The sequence below is a fragment of the Rhizobium centroccidentale genome, assembly GCF_030182565.1.
Classification (GTDB): domain Bacteria; phylum Pseudomonadota; class Alphaproteobacteria; order Rhizobiales; family Rhizobiaceae; genus Rhizobium.
The window spans coordinates 41,748-62,123 of sequence record NZ_JAQJCG010000017.1 but is presented as its reverse complement, the minus strand read 5'-3'; the positions used below and the strand labels follow the sequence as shown (position 1 = coordinate 62,123).

The 20,376-nt window shown below is 60.7% G+C and carries 22 protein-coding genes; 12 read left to right on the top strand and 10 right to left on the bottom strand.

The window, feature by feature from the left end; translation table 11 throughout:
- Window positions 1-23: 23 nt before the first annotated feature.
- Window positions 24-929: a LysR family transcriptional regulator gene (locus tag PH562_RS21235; protein ID WP_113231820.1), complete on the bottom strand. Its 906-nt coding sequence runs from the start codon at window positions 927-929 to the stop codon at window positions 24-26.
- Between the two features lie 119 nt (window positions 930-1,048).
- Between PH562_RS21235 and PH562_RS21230 the strand changes: the two genes are divergently transcribed.
- Window positions 1,049-1,813 carry an SDR family oxidoreductase gene (locus tag PH562_RS21230; RefSeq protein WP_285175504.1) on the top strand — a complete coding sequence of 255 codons (765 nt, stop codon included), beginning with the start codon at window positions 1,049-1,051 and terminating at the stop codon, window positions 1,811-1,813.
- A gap of 124 nt (window positions 1,814-1,937) precedes the next feature.
- Here the strand turns inward: PH562_RS21230 and PH562_RS21225 are convergent, their stop codons facing one another.
- A complete protein-coding gene (locus PH562_RS21225; protein ID WP_285175563.1) occupies window positions 1,938-2,384 on the bottom strand; it encodes a nuclear transport factor 2 family protein in 447 nt (148 codons plus the stop codon).
- 235 nt (window positions 2,385-2,619) lie between these two features.
- Here PH562_RS21225 and coaBC point away from each other — a divergent pair, with 235 nt between their 5' ends.
- Entirely contained in the window at window positions 2,620-3,831 is a 1,212-nt protein-coding gene (coaBC, locus tag PH562_RS21220) for a bifunctional phosphopantothenoylcysteine decarboxylase/phosphopantothenate--cysteine ligase CoaBC (RefSeq protein WP_285175503.1), read from the top strand.
- On the opposite strand, the gene PH562_RS21215 is transcribed toward coaBC, so the two are convergent.
- Complete coding sequence (locus tag PH562_RS21215) at window positions 3,818-4,633, bottom strand: class II glutamine amidotransferase (RefSeq protein ID WP_285175502.1); 816 nt, start codon at window positions 4,631-4,633, stop codon at window positions 3,818-3,820. The genes coaBC and PH562_RS21215 overlap by 14 nt on opposite strands.
- A 662-nt stretch (window positions 4,634-5,295) precedes the next feature.
- Between PH562_RS21215 and otsB the strand changes: the two genes are divergently transcribed.
- Window positions 5,296-6,090, top strand: coding sequence for a trehalose-phosphatase (gene otsB, locus PH562_RS21210; protein WP_285175501.1), 795 nt, complete (start codon window positions 5,296-5,298; stop codon window positions 6,088-6,090).
- A 47-nt stretch (window positions 6,091-6,137) separates the two neighbouring features.
- Window positions 6,138-7,514, top strand: a complete 1,377-nt coding sequence (gene otsA, locus PH562_RS21205) for an alpha,alpha-trehalose-phosphate synthase (UDP-forming) (protein WP_095433756.1) — start codon at window positions 6,138-6,140, stop codon at window positions 7,512-7,514.
- Window positions 7,515-7,524: 10 nt separating this feature from the next.
- Here otsA and PH562_RS21200 read toward each other — a convergent pair whose 3' ends face one another.
- Window positions 7,525-8,427 carry a choline sulfate utilization transcriptional regulator gene (locus PH562_RS21200; protein ID WP_285175500.1) on the bottom strand — a complete coding sequence of 301 codons (903 nt, stop codon included), beginning with the start codon at window positions 8,425-8,427 and terminating at the stop codon, window positions 7,525-7,527.
- Window positions 8,428-8,526: 99 nt separating this feature from the next.
- On the opposite strand from PH562_RS21200, the gene PH562_RS21195 reads away from it, so the two are divergent.
- The gene (locus PH562_RS21195) at window positions 8,527-9,474 is read left to right on the top strand and encodes a choline ABC transporter substrate-binding protein (RefSeq protein WP_285175499.1); all 948 of its coding nucleotides are present in this window, start codon (window positions 8,527-8,529) and stop codon (window positions 9,472-9,474) included.
- A gap of 20 nt (window positions 9,475-9,494) precedes the next feature.
- Entirely contained in the window at window positions 9,495-11,009 is a 1,515-nt protein-coding gene (gene betC / locus PH562_RS21190; RefSeq protein WP_285175498.1) for a choline-sulfatase, read from the top strand.
- A 72-nt stretch (window positions 11,010-11,081) separates the two neighbouring features.
- On the opposite strand, the gene tsaA is transcribed toward betC, so the two are convergent.
- Both tsaA and PH562_RS21180 read right to left on the bottom strand, forming a co-directional pair.
- Window positions 11,082-11,606, bottom strand: a complete 525-nt coding sequence (gene tsaA / locus PH562_RS21185) for a tRNA (N6-threonylcarbamoyladenosine(37)-N6)-methyltransferase TrmO (RefSeq protein ID WP_285175497.1) — start codon at window positions 11,604-11,606, stop codon at window positions 11,082-11,084.
- Between the two features lie 21 nt (window positions 11,607-11,627).
- Window positions 11,628-12,653, bottom strand: a complete 1,026-nt coding sequence (locus tag PH562_RS21180; protein WP_285175496.1) for an iron ABC transporter substrate-binding protein — start codon at window positions 12,651-12,653, stop codon at window positions 11,628-11,630.
- A 304-nt stretch (window positions 12,654-12,957) separates the two neighbouring features.
- Between PH562_RS21180 and PH562_RS21175 the strand changes: the two genes are divergently transcribed.
- Together PH562_RS21175 and PH562_RS21170 are read left to right on the top strand one after the other, a co-directional pair.
- Complete coding sequence (locus PH562_RS21175; protein WP_113231900.1) at window positions 12,958-13,350, top strand: nuclear transport factor 2 family protein; 393 nt, start codon at window positions 12,958-12,960, stop codon at window positions 13,348-13,350.
- Window positions 13,351-13,418: 68 nt separating this feature from the next.
- Window positions 13,419-14,246 (top strand): helix-turn-helix domain-containing protein, encoded by an 828-nt coding sequence (locus tag PH562_RS21170; protein ID WP_285175495.1) that lies wholly within the window; start codon window positions 13,419-13,421, stop codon window positions 14,244-14,246.
- A gap of 40 nt (window positions 14,247-14,286) precedes the next feature.
- Here PH562_RS21170 and PH562_RS21165 read toward each other — a convergent pair whose 3' ends face one another.
- Window positions 14,287-15,870, bottom strand: a complete 1,584-nt coding sequence (locus PH562_RS21165; RefSeq protein WP_285175494.1) for a peptide chain release factor 3 — start codon at window positions 15,868-15,870, stop codon at window positions 14,287-14,289.
- Window positions 15,871-15,961: 91 nt separating this feature from the next.
- On the opposite strand from PH562_RS21165, the gene dut reads away from it, so the two are divergent.
- Together dut and PH562_RS21155 are read left to right on the top strand one after the other, a co-directional pair.
- Complete coding sequence (dut, locus tag PH562_RS21160; protein ID WP_285175493.1) at window positions 15,962-16,432, top strand: dUTP diphosphatase; 471 nt, start codon at window positions 15,962-15,964, stop codon at window positions 16,430-16,432.
- Window positions 16,432-17,325 (top strand): GNAT family N-acetyltransferase, encoded by an 894-nt coding sequence (locus PH562_RS21155; protein ID WP_285175492.1) that lies wholly within the window; start codon window positions 16,432-16,434, stop codon window positions 17,323-17,325. Before dut ends, PH562_RS21155 begins: the two co-directional genes overlap by 1 nt.
- Here PH562_RS21155 and PH562_RS21150 read toward each other — a convergent pair.
- The gene (locus PH562_RS21150) at window positions 17,322-17,786 is read right to left on the bottom strand and encodes an Lrp/AsnC family transcriptional regulator (protein ID WP_483315368.1); all 465 of its coding nucleotides are present in this window, start codon (window positions 17,784-17,786) and stop codon (window positions 17,322-17,324) included. The genes PH562_RS21155 and PH562_RS21150 overlap by 4 nt on opposite strands.
- Window positions 17,787-17,894: 108 nt before the next feature.
- On the opposite strand from PH562_RS21150, the gene PH562_RS21145 reads away from it, so the two are divergent.
- Together PH562_RS21145 and PH562_RS21140 are read left to right on the top strand one after the other, a co-directional pair.
- Window positions 17,895-18,809, top strand: coding sequence for a DMT family transporter (locus PH562_RS21145; RefSeq protein ID WP_285175490.1), 915 nt, complete (start codon window positions 17,895-17,897; stop codon window positions 18,807-18,809).
- Window positions 18,806-19,108, top strand: coding sequence for an NIPSNAP family protein (locus tag PH562_RS21140; RefSeq protein WP_285175489.1), 303 nt, complete (start codon window positions 18,806-18,808; stop codon window positions 19,106-19,108). Before PH562_RS21145 ends, PH562_RS21140 begins: the two co-directional genes overlap by 4 nt.
- 2 nt (window positions 19,109-19,110) lie before the next feature.
- On the opposite strand, the gene PH562_RS21135 is transcribed toward PH562_RS21140, so the two are convergent.
- Both PH562_RS21135 and PH562_RS21130 read right to left on the bottom strand, forming a co-directional pair.
- Window positions 19,111-19,734 (bottom strand): hypothetical protein, encoded by a 624-nt coding sequence (locus PH562_RS21135; RefSeq protein WP_285175488.1) that lies wholly within the window; start codon window positions 19,732-19,734, stop codon window positions 19,111-19,113.
- Window positions 19,734-20,366 carry a LysE family translocator gene (locus PH562_RS21130; protein WP_285175487.1) on the bottom strand — a complete coding sequence of 211 codons (633 nt, stop codon included), beginning with the start codon at window positions 20,364-20,366 and terminating at the stop codon, window positions 19,734-19,736. Before PH562_RS21130 ends, PH562_RS21135 begins: the two co-directional genes overlap by 1 nt.
- Window positions 20,367-20,376 lie beyond the last annotated feature (10 nt).

Sequence of the window (20,376 nt, the reverse complement as noted above, 5' to 3'; positions counted from 1 at the left end):
CACTTTTCGGCATCATGCTCTAATTACTTGCTCCGCTCCCAATAAGGCGGATCGCCGAACGCCTTCTTCAGATGATCGGCGATGGCGCGCAGCTTGACCGAGGGATTGCGGCCTTCCGGATGCGCCATGAAGATGAATTCCGGCTCGGGCCGATAGCCGACATCGATCTCGACAAGCCGCCCTTCCCTCACCGAAGGTCCGGCGATGAAGGCGGGCAGCAGGGCGATGCCGAGCCCGGCAATTGCGGCATCGTGGAGAACATCGCCATTGTTCACGCCTAGCGCTAGCTTCGCACGGATGACGATGGCGCTCTCCGGTCCCTCGAAACGCCAGTCCGCGACGCCGCGATTCGTGTAGAAAATCCCGCGGTGATCCTCGAGATCGGATAGCGACGCGGGGTTACCGTGGCGGCTGAGATAATCCGGCGAGGCCACAAGAAGGCGGCGGCTGCGGGCGAGCTTCCAAGCGACGAGGCGCGAGTCGGCGATCAGGCCATGGCGTATGATCGCGTCGTAACCGTCCGAGGCGGCATCGACCCGGCGGTCGTCGAGATCGAGCGTCAGCTCGATTTCCGGATGCGCGGCAAGAAACGGATAGAGGGCCGGCCCCAGATGCAGGCGGCCGAAGGTGACGGGAGCTGCGATGCGCAGAGGCCCCATCAGCGTGCCGCGCCGTTCGGCGAGATCGGAAGCCGCCTCACGTACTTCCTGCGCGATGCGGGTCGCGCGCTGCAGAAAGGCGGTGCCGTCCTCCGTCAGGGTCAGCTTGCGGGTCGTGCGGTGAAGGAGGGTTGCCCCCAACGCCTTCTCCATTTCCGACAGGCGCTCGCTGACCACGGATTTCGACAGGCGCAGGCGTCGGGCCGCCTCGCTGATCGAGCCGGCCTCGGCTACAGTCACGAACGTCACGATCCCGTCGATCTTCAGCATCGTTCGGAAACTCCGAATTCGAATTCCTCTTTTTGCAGACTAATCCGAACGATCGGAAAAGGCCATCTTCCAGGTATCGGACAAACCGAAAGACACGTCCTCACACAGGAGATGGAACAATGAACCGCTTGAATGGAAAAGTTGCAATCGTCACCGGTGCCAGCTCCGGCATCGGCCGCGTCACGGCAAAACTGTTCGCCGTCGAAGGCGCCAAGGTTGTCGTCGGCGCTCGCCGCGCCGCTGAACTGGAAAGCCTTGCCGCGGAGATCAAGGCAGCCGGCGGTGAAGCAGCCGTATTGGCCGGCGATGTGCGCTCGGAAGACTATCACAAAGCTCTGGTCGCCCTTGCAGTCGAGCGTTACGGCAAGCTTGATATTGCCTTCAACAATGCCGGCACAATCGGCGAGGCCGGCCCCAGCACCGAAGTTTCGGAGGCAGGCTTTGCGGATGCGCTGGCGATCAACCTTACTGCGTCGTTCCTGGCTGCCAAGCACCAGATCGGTGAAATGGTAAAGCACGGCGGTGGTTCGGTGATCTTCACATCGACCTTCGTCGGCCACACCGTCAGCTTCCCCGGCGTTGCCGCCTATGCCGCCAGCAAATCAGGCCTGATCGGTCTGACGCAAACTCTCGCCGCCGAATTTGGCCCGCAGAACGTGCGTGTCAATGCCGTACTGCCGGGTGCCGTCGATACCGACATGTATCGCGACATGAACGACACCGCCGAAAAGCAGGCTTTCATCACCAATCTGCATGCGCTGAAGCGCGTCGCCGGCCCGGAAGAGATCGCTCGCTCGGTCCTCTATCTCGCCTCCGATGACGCAAGCTTCGTCAGCGGCACGGCTTCGCTTGTTGACGGCGGCTTGTCGATCACGCGGACCTGACCGAGTGTTTAGCCGAAGCAATTGTCGCGTCGGCAGCTTCGGAACGCGGACATGATCCCGCAACATATAAATGGCTGCGGGAGCATGTCGCTCAAATGCTTCGAATGAGCCCCGGCCTTTCCGCTCAGAACATCGTATTGCTATTCTTCGAGGTTTCAGGGATCGGCTGCACCGAATCCCAATGTTCCTGGATCTTGTTGTCTTCCACACGGAAAATGTCGACGATAGCGCTGCCGCGGTCGCCCGGCTGGCGAACAGCGTGGACGCGCAGGATCACATAATCGCCATCGACCATCACACGCTTGATCTCGCTCTTCGACTGCGGGTAGTTCTTTTTCAGGTACTCGAGGAAGCCGCGCAGACCCTCGGGACCATCGGCGGCAAGAGGATTGTGCTGGATGTATTTGCCGAGATATTTGGAAGCCGCGTCGAAATCCTTGTCGTTCAGCGCCTTCTGATAGAAATCCAGAACGATCTCCTTATTCTTCAGCTCCTGCGGCGAATAAGCGCGCTCGGCAAAGGCCGGCATGGCAGCGGCCATGATTGGCCGGGCGATGACAGCGACTTTCATCAATTTCAAGGCGTTGCTCCTTTTGTCGTTAACACGTTCACTTTGTCGAAGGCGAAGATGCCTGCAAATGACAAGTCGGTGATGCCGACGTGATCATTGGCGGCAAATAGCGGAAAATCCGATCGCCTGCATCGCAATCACCGACACGCCGGGCTCGATGGAAGCACGCGGCGATTGCCTATGACACACCAAAGGCTTAGGCTTATCGGCAAAAGAACAGGCGACGGGTTCAGGCATGGTTCTCGCAGGAAAGCGCATCCTTCTCATCATCTCCGGCGGCATCGCGGCCTATAAGAGTCTCGATCTCATTCGCCGGCTGCGCGAGCGCGGCGCAAGCGTGCGGCCCGTCATGACATCGGGCGCCCAGGAGTTCATCACGCCGCTAGCCGTTGGGGCCCTTGCTGCCGACCATGTCTTTACCGATCTGTTTTCGCGAGAGGATGAGCAGGATGTCGGCCATATCAGGTTGGCGCGCGACTGTGATCTCGTGCTGATCGCGCCCGCGACTGCCGACCTGCTCGCCAAGATGGCAAACGGGCTGGCGGACGATCTCGCCTCGACCATATTGCTCGCCACCGACCGGCCTGTACTCGCAGCCCCCGCCATGAACCCGAAGATGTGGGCACATCCGGCGACCAAGCGCAATGTTGAGACGCTCCGTGGCGACGGTATTGCCTTCGTCGGGCCGATGACGGGCGAAATGGCCGAGAGCGGCGAGAGCGGCGCTGGCCGGATGGCGGAGCCGCTCGATATCGTCGCGGCAGCCGAGCGTCGGCTGGATGACGGCGCCAAGCCGCTTGCCGGCAAGAAGGCGGTCGTCACCTCCGGGCCGACACACGAGCCGATCGACCCGGTGCGCTATATCGCCAACCGCTCGTCGGGACGGCAGGGTCATGCGATCGCCGCAGCACTTGCGGCGCTGGGCGCGGACGTCACCCTCGTTTCAGGCCCTGTCACCATACCCGACCCGGTTGGTCTTACCGTCATCCATGTCGAGCGAGCTGATGAGATGCGCGATGCCGTTCTGGCTGCTCTGCCAGCTGATATCGCCGTGATGGTGGCCGCGGTTGCGGACTGGCGCGTCGCCTCCGCATCCGATCAGAAGATCAAGAAACATCCGGGCGAGTCGATCCCGACGCTGGCGCTTACCGAAAACCCCGACATATTGAAAACCGTCGGCCACCATACGCAGCGGCCGAAACTCGTGATCGGCTTTGCCGCCGAGACGCAGGATGTCGAGAGCAATGCCCGCGCGAAGCTCGATCGCAAGGGCGCCGACTTCATCGTCGCCAACGACGTCTCGCCCGCAACCGGCATTATGGGGGGTACACGAAACCGCGTGAAGATTGTCAGTCACGGCGGCGTAGAGCAGTGGCCCGATCTCGACAAGGATGAAGTGGCGGTGCGGCTGGCGGCGCTGATATCGGAACAGTTCAAGCAGGGATAGCAGCCGGCGTCCGGATCTCTCCGACGGCATGCTCTTCCGGCTGGAAGGGCGTGACATGGACGCCCGTGTCGTCGATCAGAACGGCGCTGCCATTGGGGATCTCGCGCCAGGCATCGACATCGTCGTTCAGCGGCTCCGATACGAGGCAGTAGCCTGACCCGACAGGCGAGGCATAAAGCGTCGGCGCCTTGCGGTCGGTCGCATAGCGGATGGCGTAGAGCGACTTTCCGTCGGAGAAGGCCGCCGTGAAGCGCACCAGTACCGAGCCCGTCAGATGCAGCGACAAGCCCTCGACGAAACCAATGGTCTGAGCGATCGCCGCCGTCGGGTTCGTCGTAAGACCGAACTGCATCGCCAACAGGAACAGGAGCTCGGAATCGGTTGTGCCGCTGCGGGCTTGGAACAGCCGGTCGTCGAGCATGGCTTCCATCGGCCGGCGCAGGCGGTCGAAATTGGAAATCTGGCCATTGTGCTGGAAGGACCAGTTCTCGAAGACGAAGGGATGGCAATTGTCGCGCCGTGTGCCGCCGCCGGTGGCCGCGCGGACATGGGCGAGGAAGAGCGGCGAACGAATCTGCCGGGCTAGGCTCTTCAGATTGCAATCGGACCAGGCCGGCAGGATATCGCGGTAACGGCCCGGTTCCGGCCGGTCGCCATACCAGGCGATGCCGAAACCATCGCCGTTGGTCGCCGTCTTGGCGCGCGTGGCGCAATGGGATTGCTCGATCAGGGAGTGGGCGGGCGAAGACACCAGCTCCTCCAGATAGAGGGGGTCTCCACGATAGGCTGCCCAACGACACATGCGTCTTCTACTCCGATTACCGCTGTCTTCCTGTCCCGCGGGAGAATGGCTCATCCAGAGCGTGATGCCGAAAAGTGTAGGCGGTTTTCGGACGACATCACGCTCTACTTCTTCGATTCTAGAGCGGATTCAGATTTTAGGTCGAGCCGACCTAAAATCATCCGGCTCTAGGACAATTGTTTATGCAGAATGGGTAATAAAGTCTTAATTTTCCATCGTCTGCAGCGCAAGATGACAGATATTTGACGCGTCGTCCGATCACGTTTGGCGTCGCAACATTTTCTTCGTGAAGCCCGATGTCACAGCGCTTTTCGCGAGGAGGCACCGAGCATAAGCATTTCAATGCGACAATAAGTGTGAAGCTCCCGTGGATCGAACCTCTTGCATCACGTCAAATTTGAGCTACGTTTAGCTTGTCTGAAACGTAACGAAAGGAAGGTGATCCAATGTCTAGTGAGATTTCGGTCTTTGTATACGGCATGGAAATGGTTGTGAGCGTTGCGAGGCAGCCCTCGCTCTGATCAACACCTTCCCGAAGCGTTCGCCGCTTCAGGCCAGTTACGGGCCAAAGCTCATGGGGGGTCGCTTAAGGCGGCCCCTTTTGATTTTCAGCTATTATTTTTTGCCTTGCCAAATGGGAAGAGCGCCTTAGCTAAACCAGCATGTCTTCTCAGGAACAGCCCGAAAAGGGTGAAGCCAAGCCGAGGCCGCTGAACGAGCCGGCCCTTACCGCACTCTCATTATATCCGCAGGACTGGGCCTTGTTCCTCGATATCGACGGAACCCTGCTCGATCTCGCCGAAAGACCGGAAGCGATCGTCGTTCCGGACTATTTGCCCGGCACGCTGCATGCGCTCTCCCGCCAGCTCGGCGGCGCGCTGGCCTTGGTCACCGGCCGCGCCATCGAATTCGTCGATCCTCTTTTCGCGCCATTTCGTTTTCCCGTTGCAGGCCTGCATGGCGCGGAACGTCGCGATGCAGGGGGACGGCTGCGGCGCGCACATATTCCGCCTGCCTTCCAGGAGATGAAGCAGATCATTCGGCGCGAAGCGCTCGCCTGGCCCGGCGCCATCGTGGAGGATAAGGGAGCTGCGGTCGCGGTCCACTTCCGCCATTCGCCGGCAAACGAGGCCGAGATCGGCGAAGTCATGCAGCGCCATCTGGAGGAAGCCGGTCCCGACTGGAACCTGCAGCGCGGCAAGATGGTGATCGAAATCTGCCCTTCCCATGCCAGCAAGGGACGCGCCGTCGAGGCGTTTCTTGCCGAAGAGCCGTTCGAGGGACGCCGTCCGGTCGCGATCGGTGACGACGTGACCGACGAGACCATGTTTGCCGCCGCCAACCGTCTCGGCGGCCAATCCGTACGCATCGGCGATGCCAACGGAAAAACACTGGCGCGTGCATCCATTGGCTCACCTGCGCGTTTAAGGGACGTGCTGGGAACGCTCGTCAAGTAATTTTCGATCATGGCGATGTCTACCAGCCTTCTCGAAAGGAAGAATTCGTGAGTCGACTGATCATTGTTTCTAATCGCGTTTCCGTGCCCGACCATAAGGGTGCCGCCGCGGCGGGCGGCCTTGCGGTGGCGCTGCAGGCGGCGCTTGCCGAGCGCGGCGGCATCTGGATGGGCTGGTCCGGCAAATCGAGCGGCGACGTGGAGCCCGAGCCGCTGAAGATGACGCAGGACGGCAACATCACCTATGCGCTCACCGATCTGACCCAGACCGATGTCGAGGAATACTATCAGGGCTTTGCCAACCGTGTTCTCTGGCCGATCTGCCACTACCGGCTCGATCTTGCCGAATATGCCCGCAAGGAAATGACCGGCTATTTCCGCGTCAATCGCTTCTTTGCCCACCGGCTCGCACCGCTGATCGAGCCTGACGATATCATCTGGGTGCATGACTATCACCTCATCCCGCTGGCCGCAGAGCTGCGGCAGATGGGCCTGAAGAACCGCATTGGCTTCTTCCTGCACATTCCCTGGCCGCCTGCAGACGTCGTGCTTGCCATGCCGGTGCATGAGGAGATCATGCGGGGCCTCTCCTCCTACGATCTGCTCGGCTTCCAGACGGACCATGATCTTGAAAACTTTGCGGGCTGCCTGAAACGCGAGGGCATGGGCATCGAGAAAAGCCCCGGCCATTTCAGTGCGCACGGCCATGATTTTCGCGGCGGCGCCTATTCGATCGGTATCGAGACGGCAGGCTTTGCCGAATTCGCCCGCAGGGCAGCGTCGCACAGCATGGTGCAGAAAGTGCGTCAAAGCATCGAAGGCCGCGACCTGATTCTTGGGGTCGACCGGCTGGATTATTCCAAAGGCATCACCCAACGCATCGACGCTTTCGAACGTTTCATCACCAACAACCCCGCTCACCAGCGCAGCATCACCTATCTGCAGATCACGCCGAAATCCCGCTCGGAAGTCCCCGAATATGAGGCGATGCAGAATGCGGTTGCCGAACAGGCCGGCCGGGTCAACGGCGCGATCGGCACGGTAGACTGGGTACCCATCCGCTACATCAACCGCTCGATCAGTAGGCCGATCCTCGCGGGTCTCTACCGGATTGCGAAGGTCGGGCTGGTGACGCCGCTGCGCGACGGCATGAACCTCGTCGCCAAGGAATATGTCGCGGCGCAAGATCCTGAAAACCCAGGCGTGCTGGTGCTTTCGCGCTTTGCCGGTGCCGCGCGCAAGCTGAAGGGTGCCTTGCTGGTCAACCCTTATGATGTCGACGGCACCGCCAATGCACTGGCGCGCGCCATCAACATGCCGCTGCAGGAGCGGCAGGAGCGCTGGCGCGGCATGATGGATTATCTCCTCGAAAATGACGTATCGCGCTGGTGCGAGACGTTTCTTGCCGATCTTACGGCGGAATAGAGCATGATGATCATCCGGCGGCGGCTTCAGTGAGCAGCCATTGCGCCAGCCGCTCCGCCTCTAGGTTTGCGGCCGCCGGCGGCATCAGCCAATAGCCGCGTTCCGGCGCCTCCAGCATGGGACCTACCGTCACCAGCGTCCGCGCTGTGAGCAGGGAATCGACAAGGCCCATCCAGCCGATGGCAACGCCCTGTTCGCTGAGGGCTGCCTGCACCACCAACGAATAGGTGTTGAAGCGCAGGTCGCCGCGGCCGGCATAGGCATCCCGGGTAATGCCGAAGGCGGCAAGATAGCTCTGCCAGTCGAACCATGGCGACGGCATTTCCGTATCGAGGTGAACAAGCGTGGTGCCGGTAAGCTGCGAGGGATCGGTGAATGGACCGTGCCGCTCGGCAAAACCTCTGGTGCAGATCGGCACGACCTTCTCCGGCAGAAGCAGCGTAGCACCCGGACCGAACTCGTTGCGTGTCCCGAAGAAGACGGCGATATCGCCACTTTCCGGGGCGCCGCGATCCGGCCGCTGCGTGGCGACGATCTGGATATCGACTTCAGGATGAAGCAACCGGAAGGCATGCATGTGGGGAATCAGCCAGAGGGCGGAAAAGGCATAGTCCGTACGCAGGCGAACGGATGGCCGCTCTGATTCCACGCGGAAGCTGCGCACTAGATGGTCGACGCTGCCGACGGATTTTTCGACGATTTCGAAGAGGCGCTGCCCTTCCGGCGAGAGCGCCACGCCGCGATGCTGGCGCCGAAACAAGGGCACGCCCATCTGCTCCTCGATGCGGCGGATCTGGTAGCTGACAGCCGGTTGCGTTAGACCAAGCGCTGCAGCGGCGGCAGAGAGGCTGCCGGAACGGCCCACTTCCAGGAATATCCGCAGCCAACCAAGATCAACGAGACGTTCAGCCATAAAATTTCCTTTTGGCATCTATCGAAAAATGCCCGCTTCACAGCAGGAACTCTAGTGATGTTCAATAAAATAATCCAATAACAAGAGGGAACCATCGTCATGTGCATGTCTGCAATGGGACGGCTCGCCGCCGGCGCTCTTCTTTCCGTTCTTTCCCTTGCCGGCATCGCTCGCGCCGACGGCGGCAGCTGCAAGACGATCCATCTTTCGGACCCCGGCTGGACCGATATCACTTCGACCAATGGGGTGACCGGCGTACTGCTGACCGCCCTTGGCTATGAACCCGACATCAAGACGCTTTCCGTGCCGATCGGCTATCAGGCAATGAAGACAGGCGAGATCGATGTCTTCCTCGGCAACTGGATGCCGGCGCAGAAGGCCTTCGTCGACGATCTGAACAAGGCGAAAGCGGCCGAGGTGCTGAACCGCAATCTTGAGGGCGCCAAGTTCACGCTGGCCGTTCCGACCTATGTTGCCGACAAGGGCATCAGGGACTTTTCCGACCTGCAGAAGCAGGCCGACGATTTCGGCCGCAAGATCTACGGCATTGAACCAGGTGCACCGGCCAATGCCAATATCCAGAAAATGATCGACGCCAACGATTTCGGTCTGAAAGGCTGGGAACTGGTGGAATCGAGCGAGCAGGCGATGCTGTCGCAAGTAGAGCGCGCCTCCAAAGACAAGCAGGCGATCGTCTTCCTCGCCTGGGCGCCGCATCCGATGAACGAGCGCTTCAAGATCGCCTATCTTTCCGGCGGCGATGCCTATTTCGGCGCGAATTACGGCGGCGCCGAAGTCTATACGCTGGCGCGCACCGGCTGGGCCGCCCAATGCCCGAATGCCGCCAAGCTCTTCCATAATCTCACCTTCGACATCGGCATGGAGAATTCACTGATGGGCTCGATCCTCGGCGGTGACAGCGCCAAGGATGCGGCGACCGCTTGGCTGAAGGCGCATCCGGATGCCTTGACGCCCTGGCTTGCCGGCGTCACCACTATCGACGGCAAGCCCGGCCTCGACGCCGTCAAAGCCGCCATCGGCCTCTGAGTTTCATGAAAGACACCAGCATGTCCCGCCCGAATATCCTCATCCTCATGGTCGATCAGTTCAACGGGACGTTCTTTCCCGACGGCCCGGCCGAGTTCCTGCATGCGCCGGTCCTGAAAGCCCTGGCGAAGCGTTCCGTGCGTTTTGCCAACAGCTATACGGCAAGCCCGCTCTGCGCGCCGGCACGCGCCTCCTTCATGTCCGGGCAGCTACCGAGCCGCACGCGCGTCTACGACAATGCCGCCGAATTCTGCTCGGATATACCGACTTTCGCTCATCACCTGCGCGCCGCCGGTTACCAGACAGCGCTGTCGGGCAAGATGCATTTCGTCGGCCCCGACCAGATGCACGGCTTCGAGGAGCGGCTGACGACCGACATCTACCCTGCCGATTTCGGCTGGACACCTGACTATACCAAGCCTGGCGAGCGCATCGACTGGTGGTATCACAATCTCGGCTCGGTCACAGGCGCGGGTGTTGCCGAGATCACCAACCAGATGGAATATGACGACGAGGTGGCCTATCACGCGACCCGCAAGCTCTACGATCTATCGCGCCGCCAAGACGAAAGACCCTGGTGCCTGACGGTCAGCTTCACGCACCCGCACGACCCTTACGTCGCGCGTCGCCGCTTCTGGGATCTCTATGAGGATTGCCCGGCGCTCGACCCGCAAGTCGGCGAAATCCCCTTCGAGCGGCAGGACCCGCATTCGCAGCGGCTGATGAAAGCCTGCGATCACACCGCCTTCGACATCACGCCGGAGCAGATCCGCCGGGCGCGGCGCGGCTATTTCGCCAACATCTCCTATGTCGACGAAAAGATCGGCGAGATCCTCGAAACGCTCGAGCGCGGCCGCATGGCCGACAACACGATCATCCTCTTCGTTTCGGACCATGGCGACATGCTCGGCGAGCGCGGCCTTTGGTTCAAGATGAACTTCTTCGAAGGCTCGGCCCGCGTGCCGCTGATGATCGCAGCGCCCGGCTGGCAGCCGAAGCGGATAGACCAGCCGGTGTCGACGCTCGACGTGACGCCGACGCTCGCCGCCCTTGCCGGTATCGACATCGCATCGCTGCGCCGCTGGACGGATGGCGAGGACCTGACGCCGCTGGCTCTTGGAACCGGAGGCCGTAGCCCCGTGCCGATGGAATATGCCGCGGAAGGCTCGGAAGCGCCGCTGGTGGCCTTACGCGACGGCAATTACAAGCTGACCCTTTGCGAGAAAGATCCGCCGATGCTCTTCGACCTCAGGGAGGATCCGCAGGAACTGACCAACCTGGCAGGCGACCCGGCCTATGCGGAAACGCTGGAGAGACTGACGGCGCAGGCCATGGCACGCTGGAACCTCGCGAGCTTTGACGCTGCCGTGCGTGAAAGCCAGGCACGGCGATGGGTTGTCTACACGGCGCTTCGCAACGGCGCCTATTATCCCTGGGACTATCAGCCGCTGCAGAAGGCCTCGGAGCGCTACATGCGCAACCACATGGATCTGAACGTGCTGGAGGAAAATCAGCGCTATCCGCGAGGCGAATAGGGCAATGGGATTTCGTGGTCCGGCACCGGCATGATCTTATTCAAAAAGCGCTACGCACTTTTGAATCATGCTTTACGCCTTCTGGCAGTAATGCGCCGTCTCGCCGTCGCCGGTCTGGAAATCTCCGGGCTGCGGCGGCGCGATCGGTTTGAACAGGGTGCGATCGGGCTTCAGGTCGAGTAGCGGCGTGCCATCAAGACAATCAAGCCCGCGCACCAGCAAGACGCTCCCTTCGACGGCTTCCAGCTTGACGATGGATGTGCCGATGGGATTGGGCCGCACCGGCGAGCGCAGCGAGAAGGTGCCGTGCACCTTGCCGCTGTTGGCCGGGCTTTGCAGCACGAGATCCCGGCGAGACCGATCCAGCCAATAAAGAACCTCCAGCCGCTCGAAGACTTCGACGCCTTTCAACGCCGCCACCCAGGGCTCGAAGATCTCGATCCGGCAGATCGGGCCGTCGTGGCGACCCTGACGCGGCGTTTCCATGCGTGAGGTCCAGGGTGTCGAAATGCGGCCGATGAAGGTGAGGCCCGCATCCGAGGCTGCGGGCGGCTCGACAGCCACCTCGTTTTCGCGAATTTCGTTTTCCCGGACCATCCGTGTCCTCCTTATCAGGCGTTACTTCATGCCCTTCAACAAGGACGCAAGCTGATCGTCGGTCAGATCGACCTGGTAGAACAGCTTGTAGAATTCCTTCACATCGTCGGAAAAATCGCTGCGGAAGAGCTTTGGATAGAGCAGTTTCTCCATCCAGCGCACGCCGAGCAGCCGGTTGACGCCGGGCGGAGAATCGAACCAGCCGAAAGGCAGAGACGGCGGCACGAAGATCTTGCCGTCCTTGACGGCCTTGATGCCGGCCCATTGCGGGTCGCTCTTTACCAAAGCAGCGAAAGCCGGGCTCTCGGCAATGATGATATCCGGATTCCAGCCAGCGACCTGCTGTGGCGTCACCCTGGCGAGGCCGCCCTTGCCGGCAGCGGCAGCAACATTCATCGTGCCGACGGCATCGAGGATTTCGAGATTGATCGAGCCGGAAAGCCCGGTTTCGAGGCCATCGGCACCACGGCCGTAATAGACGCGCGGTCGTGGATCGTTCGGCAGCGTCGCGAGCTTGTCGTTCAGATCCTTGATCGCGGAATCGGCATAATCGGCAAGCTTGTTGGCGCGATCCTCGACACCGATCAGCGCGCCTACGTCGCGAAGCGTATCGGCGGTGCGGGCAAAGCTGCCATCGACCAGGACATAGGGAATATGTGTTTGGGACTGTACCTTGTCAGCCAGAGCCTTGTAGGTCGGATCGACCGTGCCGGCATCGAGGATGATATCAGGCTTGGCGTCGATGACTGCCTGTGCACTGATCGTGCTGTCCTTGCCCGTCAGGCGCCCGATTGTCGGCAGCGACCGCACCGACGGCATCAGATAGGCCTTGGCGGCATCATCAGGCGCATGCACCCAGCCCACCAGCTTCTCCGGCGCCAGCACATAAACCAGGACGGCGGCTGGCGGCCCGGCCACCAGAATGCGGTTGATCTTATCCGGCACGGACACCGTGCGTCCGGCCGCATCGGTGATGATTCGCGCCTCGGCTGCGACCGGCATCAGGCCGACGAAGGCCAGAGCAAGAACCGCAAGAAATTTCATCATGAAAGCTGCTCATTCTGATCGAGGGGACCTCGGGGCGGCACTATGGCATAGCGCTATATTGGATGGAACATCGCGATGGCAGTATTCCAAAACGAAACGCATCCGAACCGATCGGATCAGCATGAGACACAATCGGCCGGTCTTCATTACATCTGATGTAATTGAGGGCGGCATTCGTCCCGGTGTATTTAAAGACCATCTTCTTGCAGGAAGAGCTTTTCAGCCCTTCAACGAAAGAGAGCCTTTGCCCGGCATGGCGTCGATGGCCACGACATCCTTCCAAAGGCAGGCTCAGGAGAAATCCATGACGACTATGTCATTCACCAAAAAAGACGCCCCGCAATGGCTGCTCGCCTTCTGGCGCGAAATCGACGACAAGACTTTCGGCGAAGGCTTTGATTGCCTTGCGGAAGATGCCACATGCAATCTCGGCATTGCCGACTGGAAGGGGCGCGAAACCATTCGCCGGAACTTGCGCGCATTCATCGACACCGGTTTCACGGCATTGCATGATGTCACCGAATATTGGGACGCCGGATCGCTGAAAGTGTTCCGCGGAACCGTGACCATGACCCCCAACGATCGCACCCAGGCGGTGGTCAAACCGGTCATGACGCACTTTTTCTACATGGACGAGGCAGACCCGACGAAAGTGCGCCATTGGTACGGCTCGGTCGGGCCGGTCGCTTTCTCATAACAATTGAAGCTGGCGGGGCTGCCCATACGGCCCCGCCACACCAAACGAACGAAGCGAGGCTTTACAGAATGAGTTCCCTTCGCGCCGAACCGAGATTGTCGAACGAGTTGGGACCGCAGCTGCGCGCATGGCGCGACACGCGCGGCAAGAGCCAGCTCGAGCTTTCGCTCGACACCGGCATCTCGCAGCGCCAGATCAGCTTTATCGAAAGCGGCAGGAGCACGCCCGGTCGCCAGAATGTGTTGCGTCTCGCCGATGCCCTGGACGTGCCGTTCCGCGAGCGCAACACGCTGTTGCTCGCCGCCGGCTATGCGCCGATCTATTCCGAAGGAAGCTTCGATGATCAGGAGATGCAGGGCGTCACCAATGCGCTGAAGCGCATGCTGCGTCAGCACGAGCCATTCCCAGCCGTCGTGATGGATCGCTACTGGAATGTGCTGATGTCCAACGATGCAACGCTTCGCTTCTTCGGCCACTTCACCGATATGGCCGCACGTTCGAAACCGCGCAATCTCTTGCATCTCATGTTCGACCCCTCGGGCATGCGGCCTTTCATTGCGGATTGGGAGAAGACTGCGGAAAGCCTTATGAGGCGTGTTTTCCGCGAGTCCGTCGGCCGCGTCATCGACGGACGGACGAAGGAGCTTGTCGACAGTCTGCTTGCCTATCCGGATGTCAATACCGAATGGCAGACATCGCCAGCGATCGCGAATGCGCCGCTGATTCCTTTGTCCTTCGTGAAGGACGGGCAAGTTCTGAGATTTTTCTCACTGGTGACGACGGTTGGAACCGCGCAGATGATTACGACGCAGGAGCTGCGGGTCGAGTGCATGTTTCCGCTGGATGACGCCACGGAGGCGCGCTACGCGGAGCTGATGAACGCAGCCGAAGGGTGATGCGCCACAGGCCTATCGCCTGTGGCTTCAGTCCCCGATATCACGCCGCCTTGACGGCGTGATATTCCTTGATGGCAACCATCTTGATAGCCGGGTAACGTTCCGCCTCGTAGCGCAGCGAGAAGCTGTCTTGGGCGAGAAAGACCGGATCACCGTCGAGGTCGCGGGCGATATCGCCGCGGCGTGCCGTGACGAACTTTTCGAGGTCGGCGGGCTGGTCGGCCGAGATCCAGCGGCAAACGGAGAAGCGTGACATTTCGAAGGAAACCGGCAGGCCGTATTCGGCCATCAGCCGCTCCTTCAGCACGTCGAGCTGCAGGGCGCCGACGACGCCCACGATGGCGGGCGAGCCATCTTCCGGCGAGAAGAGCTGCACGACGCCTTCTTCGGCCATCTGCTGCAGCGCTTCCTTGAGCTTCTTCGCCTTCATCGCGTCTTCAAGACGAACACGGCGCAGGATTTCCGGCGAGAAGTTGGGCACACCCTGGAAGACGAGGGATTCGCCTTCCGTCAGTGTATCGCCGATGCGCAGCGTTCCGTGGTTCGGAATGCCGACGACATCGCCGGCATAGGCTGTGTCGGCGAGCTGGCGCTGCGAGGCGAAGAAGAATTGCGGCGCGGTGAGACCGAGCTGCTTGCCGGTGCGCGACAGACGGGCCTTCATGCCGCGCTCCAGCTTGCCGGAGCAGATGCGGGCGAAAGCGATACGGTCGCGATGGTTCGGGTCCATGTTGGCCTGGATCTTGAAGACGAAGGCCGTCATCTTGTCGTCGGTGGCGTGAACCGTCCTGATATCGGCGACCTGATCGCGCGGCGGCGGCGCAAAGTCGCCGAGCGCGTTGATGAGATCGCGAACACCGAAATTGCGCAGCGCCGAGCCGAAGAAGACCGGCGTCATATGACCTTCGAGGAAGGATTCCCGATCGAAAGGACGGCAGGCTTCGATCGCCAGTTCCGTCTCATCTATGAAGGCCTGCCGCTCGTTTTCCGGCAAGCGGTCGGCGACAGCTTGCGGACCATTTACCTTGGTCGCCTCGACCTCGGTATCGGAGCCGCGCACGGTGTTGGCGGCAATATGATAGGAGCCGCAGAAGGTCTTAGAGCGGCCGATCGGCCAGGTGATCGGAGCCGTATCCAGCGCCAGCTTCTCTTCGACTTCATCGAGGATTTCGAAGGGATCGCGGCTTTCGCGGTCCATCTTGTTGATGAAGGTGATGATCGGGATGTCGCGCATGCGGCAGACCTCGAACAGCTTCAGCGTCCGCGGTTCGATACCCTTGGCGGCATCGATGACCATGACCGCGGCATCGACGGCCGTCAACGTGCGATAGGTATCGTCGGCGAAGTCTTCGTGACCGGGTGTGTCGAGAATGTTGAAGACGTTACCATCATATTCGAAGGTCATGACTGAAGTCACGACCGAGATGCCGCGTTCGCGCTCGATCTTCATCCAGTCGGAGCGCGTCTGCATGCGATCCTTCTTGGCCTTGACTTCGCCGGCGAGCTGAATGGCGCCGCCGAACAGCAGCAGCTTTTCGGTGAGCGTCGTCTTGCCCGCGTCCGGGTGAGCGATAATAGCGAATGTGCGGCGGCGGGAAACCGCCTCGGCGAGACTTTCAGCCATGCGTGTGAATCCTGTGAATTGCGGCCGTATCTAGCGACTCAAAGCCCTAAATGCAATTGACCTAAGGCTTTCGAACGCAAACTATTGGCGTATGACCATTCACACCGATATCACTCCGACCCTGAACCTCATCCGCCTGCCGCATGGGGAGGGCCTGGAACTGCCCGCCTACGAGACCAAGGGCGCGGCCGGTATGGACCTGCGCGCCGCCGTCGACGACGGTGCGACGCTGACGGTCGCGCCGTGGAATCGGGTTCTCGTTCCAACGGGTTTTATTTTCGAAGTTCCTAAAGGCTTCGAGGCGCAGATTCGGCCGCGTTCCGGGCTTGCCTTCAAGCATGGGATTACTTGCCTGAATTCGCCCGGCACGGTTGACAGCGACTATCGCGGCGAAGTGAAGGTGCTGCTGGCCAACCTCAGCGAGGAGCCGTTCGAGATCACCCGCGGCATGCGGATCGCGCAGATGGTCATAGCGCCAGTCATGCAGGTGCGTGTCGCCGAGATTGCGGAGATCAGCGAAACCACGCGCGGCTCAGGCGGTTTCGGCTCGACCGGCGTGTGATGTTGGATGTTGTCCAAACGCATGGCCTGACCCTGCGGCAGGATTATTTCGGCGATCCTTCTGCATGGAAGGGTCTTGTCGGCCTGCTGGAAGACACGTTTTCGATCGATGTCGGCGTCCAGGATCGATTGGGCGGCCCCGATCCCACAAGCATGCCGTTTGGCTATTTCGATGCCGATGGCCGTTGCGTCGCCAATTTCACCACCTTCTCCATGCCGATGATCATTAATGGCAGGGCCGTCAAGGCGGCGGGCTATCAATCCGGCGCGGTCCGGCCGGAATGGCGCGGACGCGGCCTCTATCGCGACCTCATGCAGCGCGCCTTTGCCCACACCGCGGTGGAGGGCTACCAGCTCGATCTCCTGCTCACCGACAAGCCTGCGCTTTATGAGCGGTATGGCTTTCGCGTCCTGCCGCAGCATATCTTCGTTGCGCAGACGCCGAAGCTTCAGAAATCTGATTTGACAGCCCGGCAGCTCTCCCTGGAAGCGCCTGACGATCTGCGCCTGATCAAGACGCTGCTGCAAAACCGGCAGCCGGTCTCCGCCCAATTTGCCGTTGTCAGACAGACGGAGATGTTTCTCCTGAATGCCTCCTTCAACTCCGCGATCCGCCTGACGGCGCTTGGGGATGAGGTGGTCATCGCATGGACGTTCGATGGCGCGACTCTCTGGCTTCTCGATGTCGTGGCAATGGCGATCCCTTCGCTGGCGACCATCGTGTCCGCGCTTGATATCGAACCCGATCGCATCGAGATCTGCTTTTCACCGGATCGGCTGGATTGCCAGGTATCGCTGCAGCCCTACGAGGGTTACACGACGCTAATGGCGCGCAGCAAAGCGGCAGAGGATATTGCCGGGCCGCTCATGCTCTCGCCAATGGCGGAATTTTAGCGTGATAACGGCGGCAGGCGGCGCTTGACCGGCGTCGCCTTAATCATCGACGTGTTCGTCTCTGCCCGCTCGGTGATCTTGTCCAATATCCCATCGAGTTCACCCATCGAGCGCACCACCAGCCGACCGATAAAGCAATCGTCGCCGGTGACCTTGTCGCACTCGATGAATTCCGGCGTCTCCTGAATGATCCGCTCGACGACGTGCAGCTGGCCGGGCAGAGGCCGGATGCGGACGATCGCCTGCAGGGGATAGCCGATCGCCTCCGGCGCGATATCCACGGTGAAGGCCGAGATGATGCCGCGCTCCTCGAGCCGGCGCAGACGTTCCGCCGCACTCGGCGACGACAGGCCGGCCGCTTCCGCCAGTTCCTTCAGCGATATGCGGGCATTGCGCGCCAGCGCCTCCAGCATCCGCTGATCGACCTCATCGAGACCAAGGTTCACATTAGGAGCACTCATCATCCAACCTCATTTATTTAGGTCTTTTGGCGAAACTACCTTACTAAATATATATCACCAGCGTCGATGCCGCAATATGATTGGGGTAGATAGACGGGAGCCAAGGCAATGAACGAGATTAAACGCGGCACGGTGGAAATGACGGCGGCGATGCTGATTTCAGGCACGATCGGCTGGTTCGTGCTGATGTCCGGACAGGCGGTGACCGGGGTGGTCTTCTGGCGCTGCTTCTTCGGCGCACTGACGTTGCTCGTCATCTGCGCGGCCATGGGCCTGCTGCGTCCCGGCATTCTGAATCTCAAGACCTTTTCCATCGCCGTCGGTGGCGGGATCGCCATCGTACTCAACTGGCTGCTGCTTTTCGCGGCCTATTCCCACGCTTCCATTTCCATCGCCACGACGGTCTACAACACGCAGCCCTTCATGCTGCTCGGGCTTGGCGCATTGTTCCTCGGCGAACGGATCACCTTCACCAAGCTCTTCTGGCTCGGCCTCGCCTTTGCCGGCATGGCCGTGATCGTCGAAGGCAAGCCGGCGGAGGCAGCAGGTGGCGGAAGCTACGCAATCGGTATCCTGTTTTCGCTGGGCGCGGCCTTTTTCTATGCGCTGGCAGCGATCGCCGCCAAATGGTTGAAGGGCACGCCGCCGCACCTGATCGCGCTCATTCAGGTTTCGACCGGTATCCTGATGCTGGCACCCTTTACCAATTTCTCGGCCGCACCCCAGGATGTCGGAGGATGGTCGATCCTCGTTACCATGGGCATCGTGCATACCGGGTTGATGTATGTGCTGCTCTATGGCGCCATCCAGAAGCTGCCGACGCACCTGACCGGCGCGCTCTCCTTCGTCTATCCGATCGCCGCCATCTTGGTAGATCGCTTCGCCTTCGGCCATGTGCTCAGCATCGCGCAAATCCTCGGCGCGATCATCATCCTCGCGGCTGCGGCCGGCATGAATCTGGGATGGACGATCCCCCTGCCCTGGAATAGAAATCACCATCTTTCCAAGGGGGCTGCCGAATGATCACCTGCTATCTTCGCTACGTCATCGACCCTTATAAGCTTGCCCAGTTCGAACATTACGCCAAGCTCTGGATTCCGCTGGTCAACCGGATGGGCGGCACGCATCACGGCTATTTCATGCCGCATGAAGGCGCCAATAACATCGCCTTGGCGCTCTTCAGCTTTCCGAGCCTGGCCGCCTATGAGGAATATCGCCTGAAAATACCCGAGGATGCTGAATGCCAGGCCGCCCTTGCCTATGGCGAGGAAACGCGCTGCATCGTCAGCTACGAGCGCAGCTTCATGCGCCCGGTACTCTAAGGCTATTTAGCCGGATTCAGACAGACATCGGAGCGACCATCGAGGCCTTCGGCCACCTTCTCGAAGGTCGCGCCTGATCCGGCCTTAGCCCCGCCGATGCGCAGCACGTAGAGGCTATCGAAATCCTTGCCATGCCATTTCGGCACCGCTTTTTCATCGCCGCCATTCTCGCTCATCAGCTCGCGGGCGAGATCGACGATCTGCTTGTGCTCCCAGGCGACGAAGATCAGCTTGCCGGCATAGGCAGGCTTCTTCAGCTCGGTTTTCAGATCATCGATATCCTCATAGCCGAAACTGGTATCGACAGGCATTCCAAGGGCGATTGCCGTCGGCTCGATGGTCGCGAGCGGCCGGATATAATCGTAGGAAGTGCCGGAATCGTCCTTTCTCTTCGATGGATCAGGCGCAAAGATCGCCGCCGGTTTGCCGAAGAGCTTTGTCAGCACCAGCGGCAAAGCCAGCGCCCGATTGAGGCCCTGGCAGCTCAATTGGCCAAGACCTGCCTCGGGCTTTTCACCATGGCGCATGAAGACGATCGTCTGCGTTCCCGCCTCCGCCGCCGAAGCAGCGCCACAGAGCGATGCTAATGTCAGAAGGCTAGCGAACAGCAGCGAAACGCTCCGCATCAACGCTGCGCCTCGAAAGCCATGCGCACGGCGAGCCCGGCCAGCACTGTGCCCATCAGCCAACGCTGCACCAGGGCGAAGGACGGGCGGCTGGTGAGGAACATCGCGATCCAGCCGGCACTCAGCGCGAAGATGGCATTGAATGTTACGCTGATGATAATCTGCGCGAAGCCGAGAACAATGGATTGGGTGAAGACGCTGCCGGCGGCGGGATCGATGAACTGCGGCAGCAGCGACAAATAGAGGATCGCAACCTTCGGGTTCAGAAGGCTCGTCACCAGCCCCATGGTGAAGAGCCGACGTGTACTATCTTTGGGAAGCGCGCGCACCTGAAAGGCCGAGCGGCCGCCGGGCTTCAACGCATTCCAGGCGAGCCAAGCGAGATAGGCGGCACCCGCCAGCCTCAGCGCATCATAGGCGAAGGGCACGGCAAAGACGAAGGCGGTAATGCCGAGCGCAGCCGAGAACATGTAGAGGAGAAAGCCGCAGGCGACACCGCCAAGGGAGATCAACCCTGCCGCTGGCCCCTGCGAGATCGAGCGCGACACCAGATAGATCATATTCGGTCCAGGTGTCAGCACCATGCCGAGAGCGATCAGGGCAAAGGTGATCATGCTGGTCAGATGCGGCATGGAGGCTCCG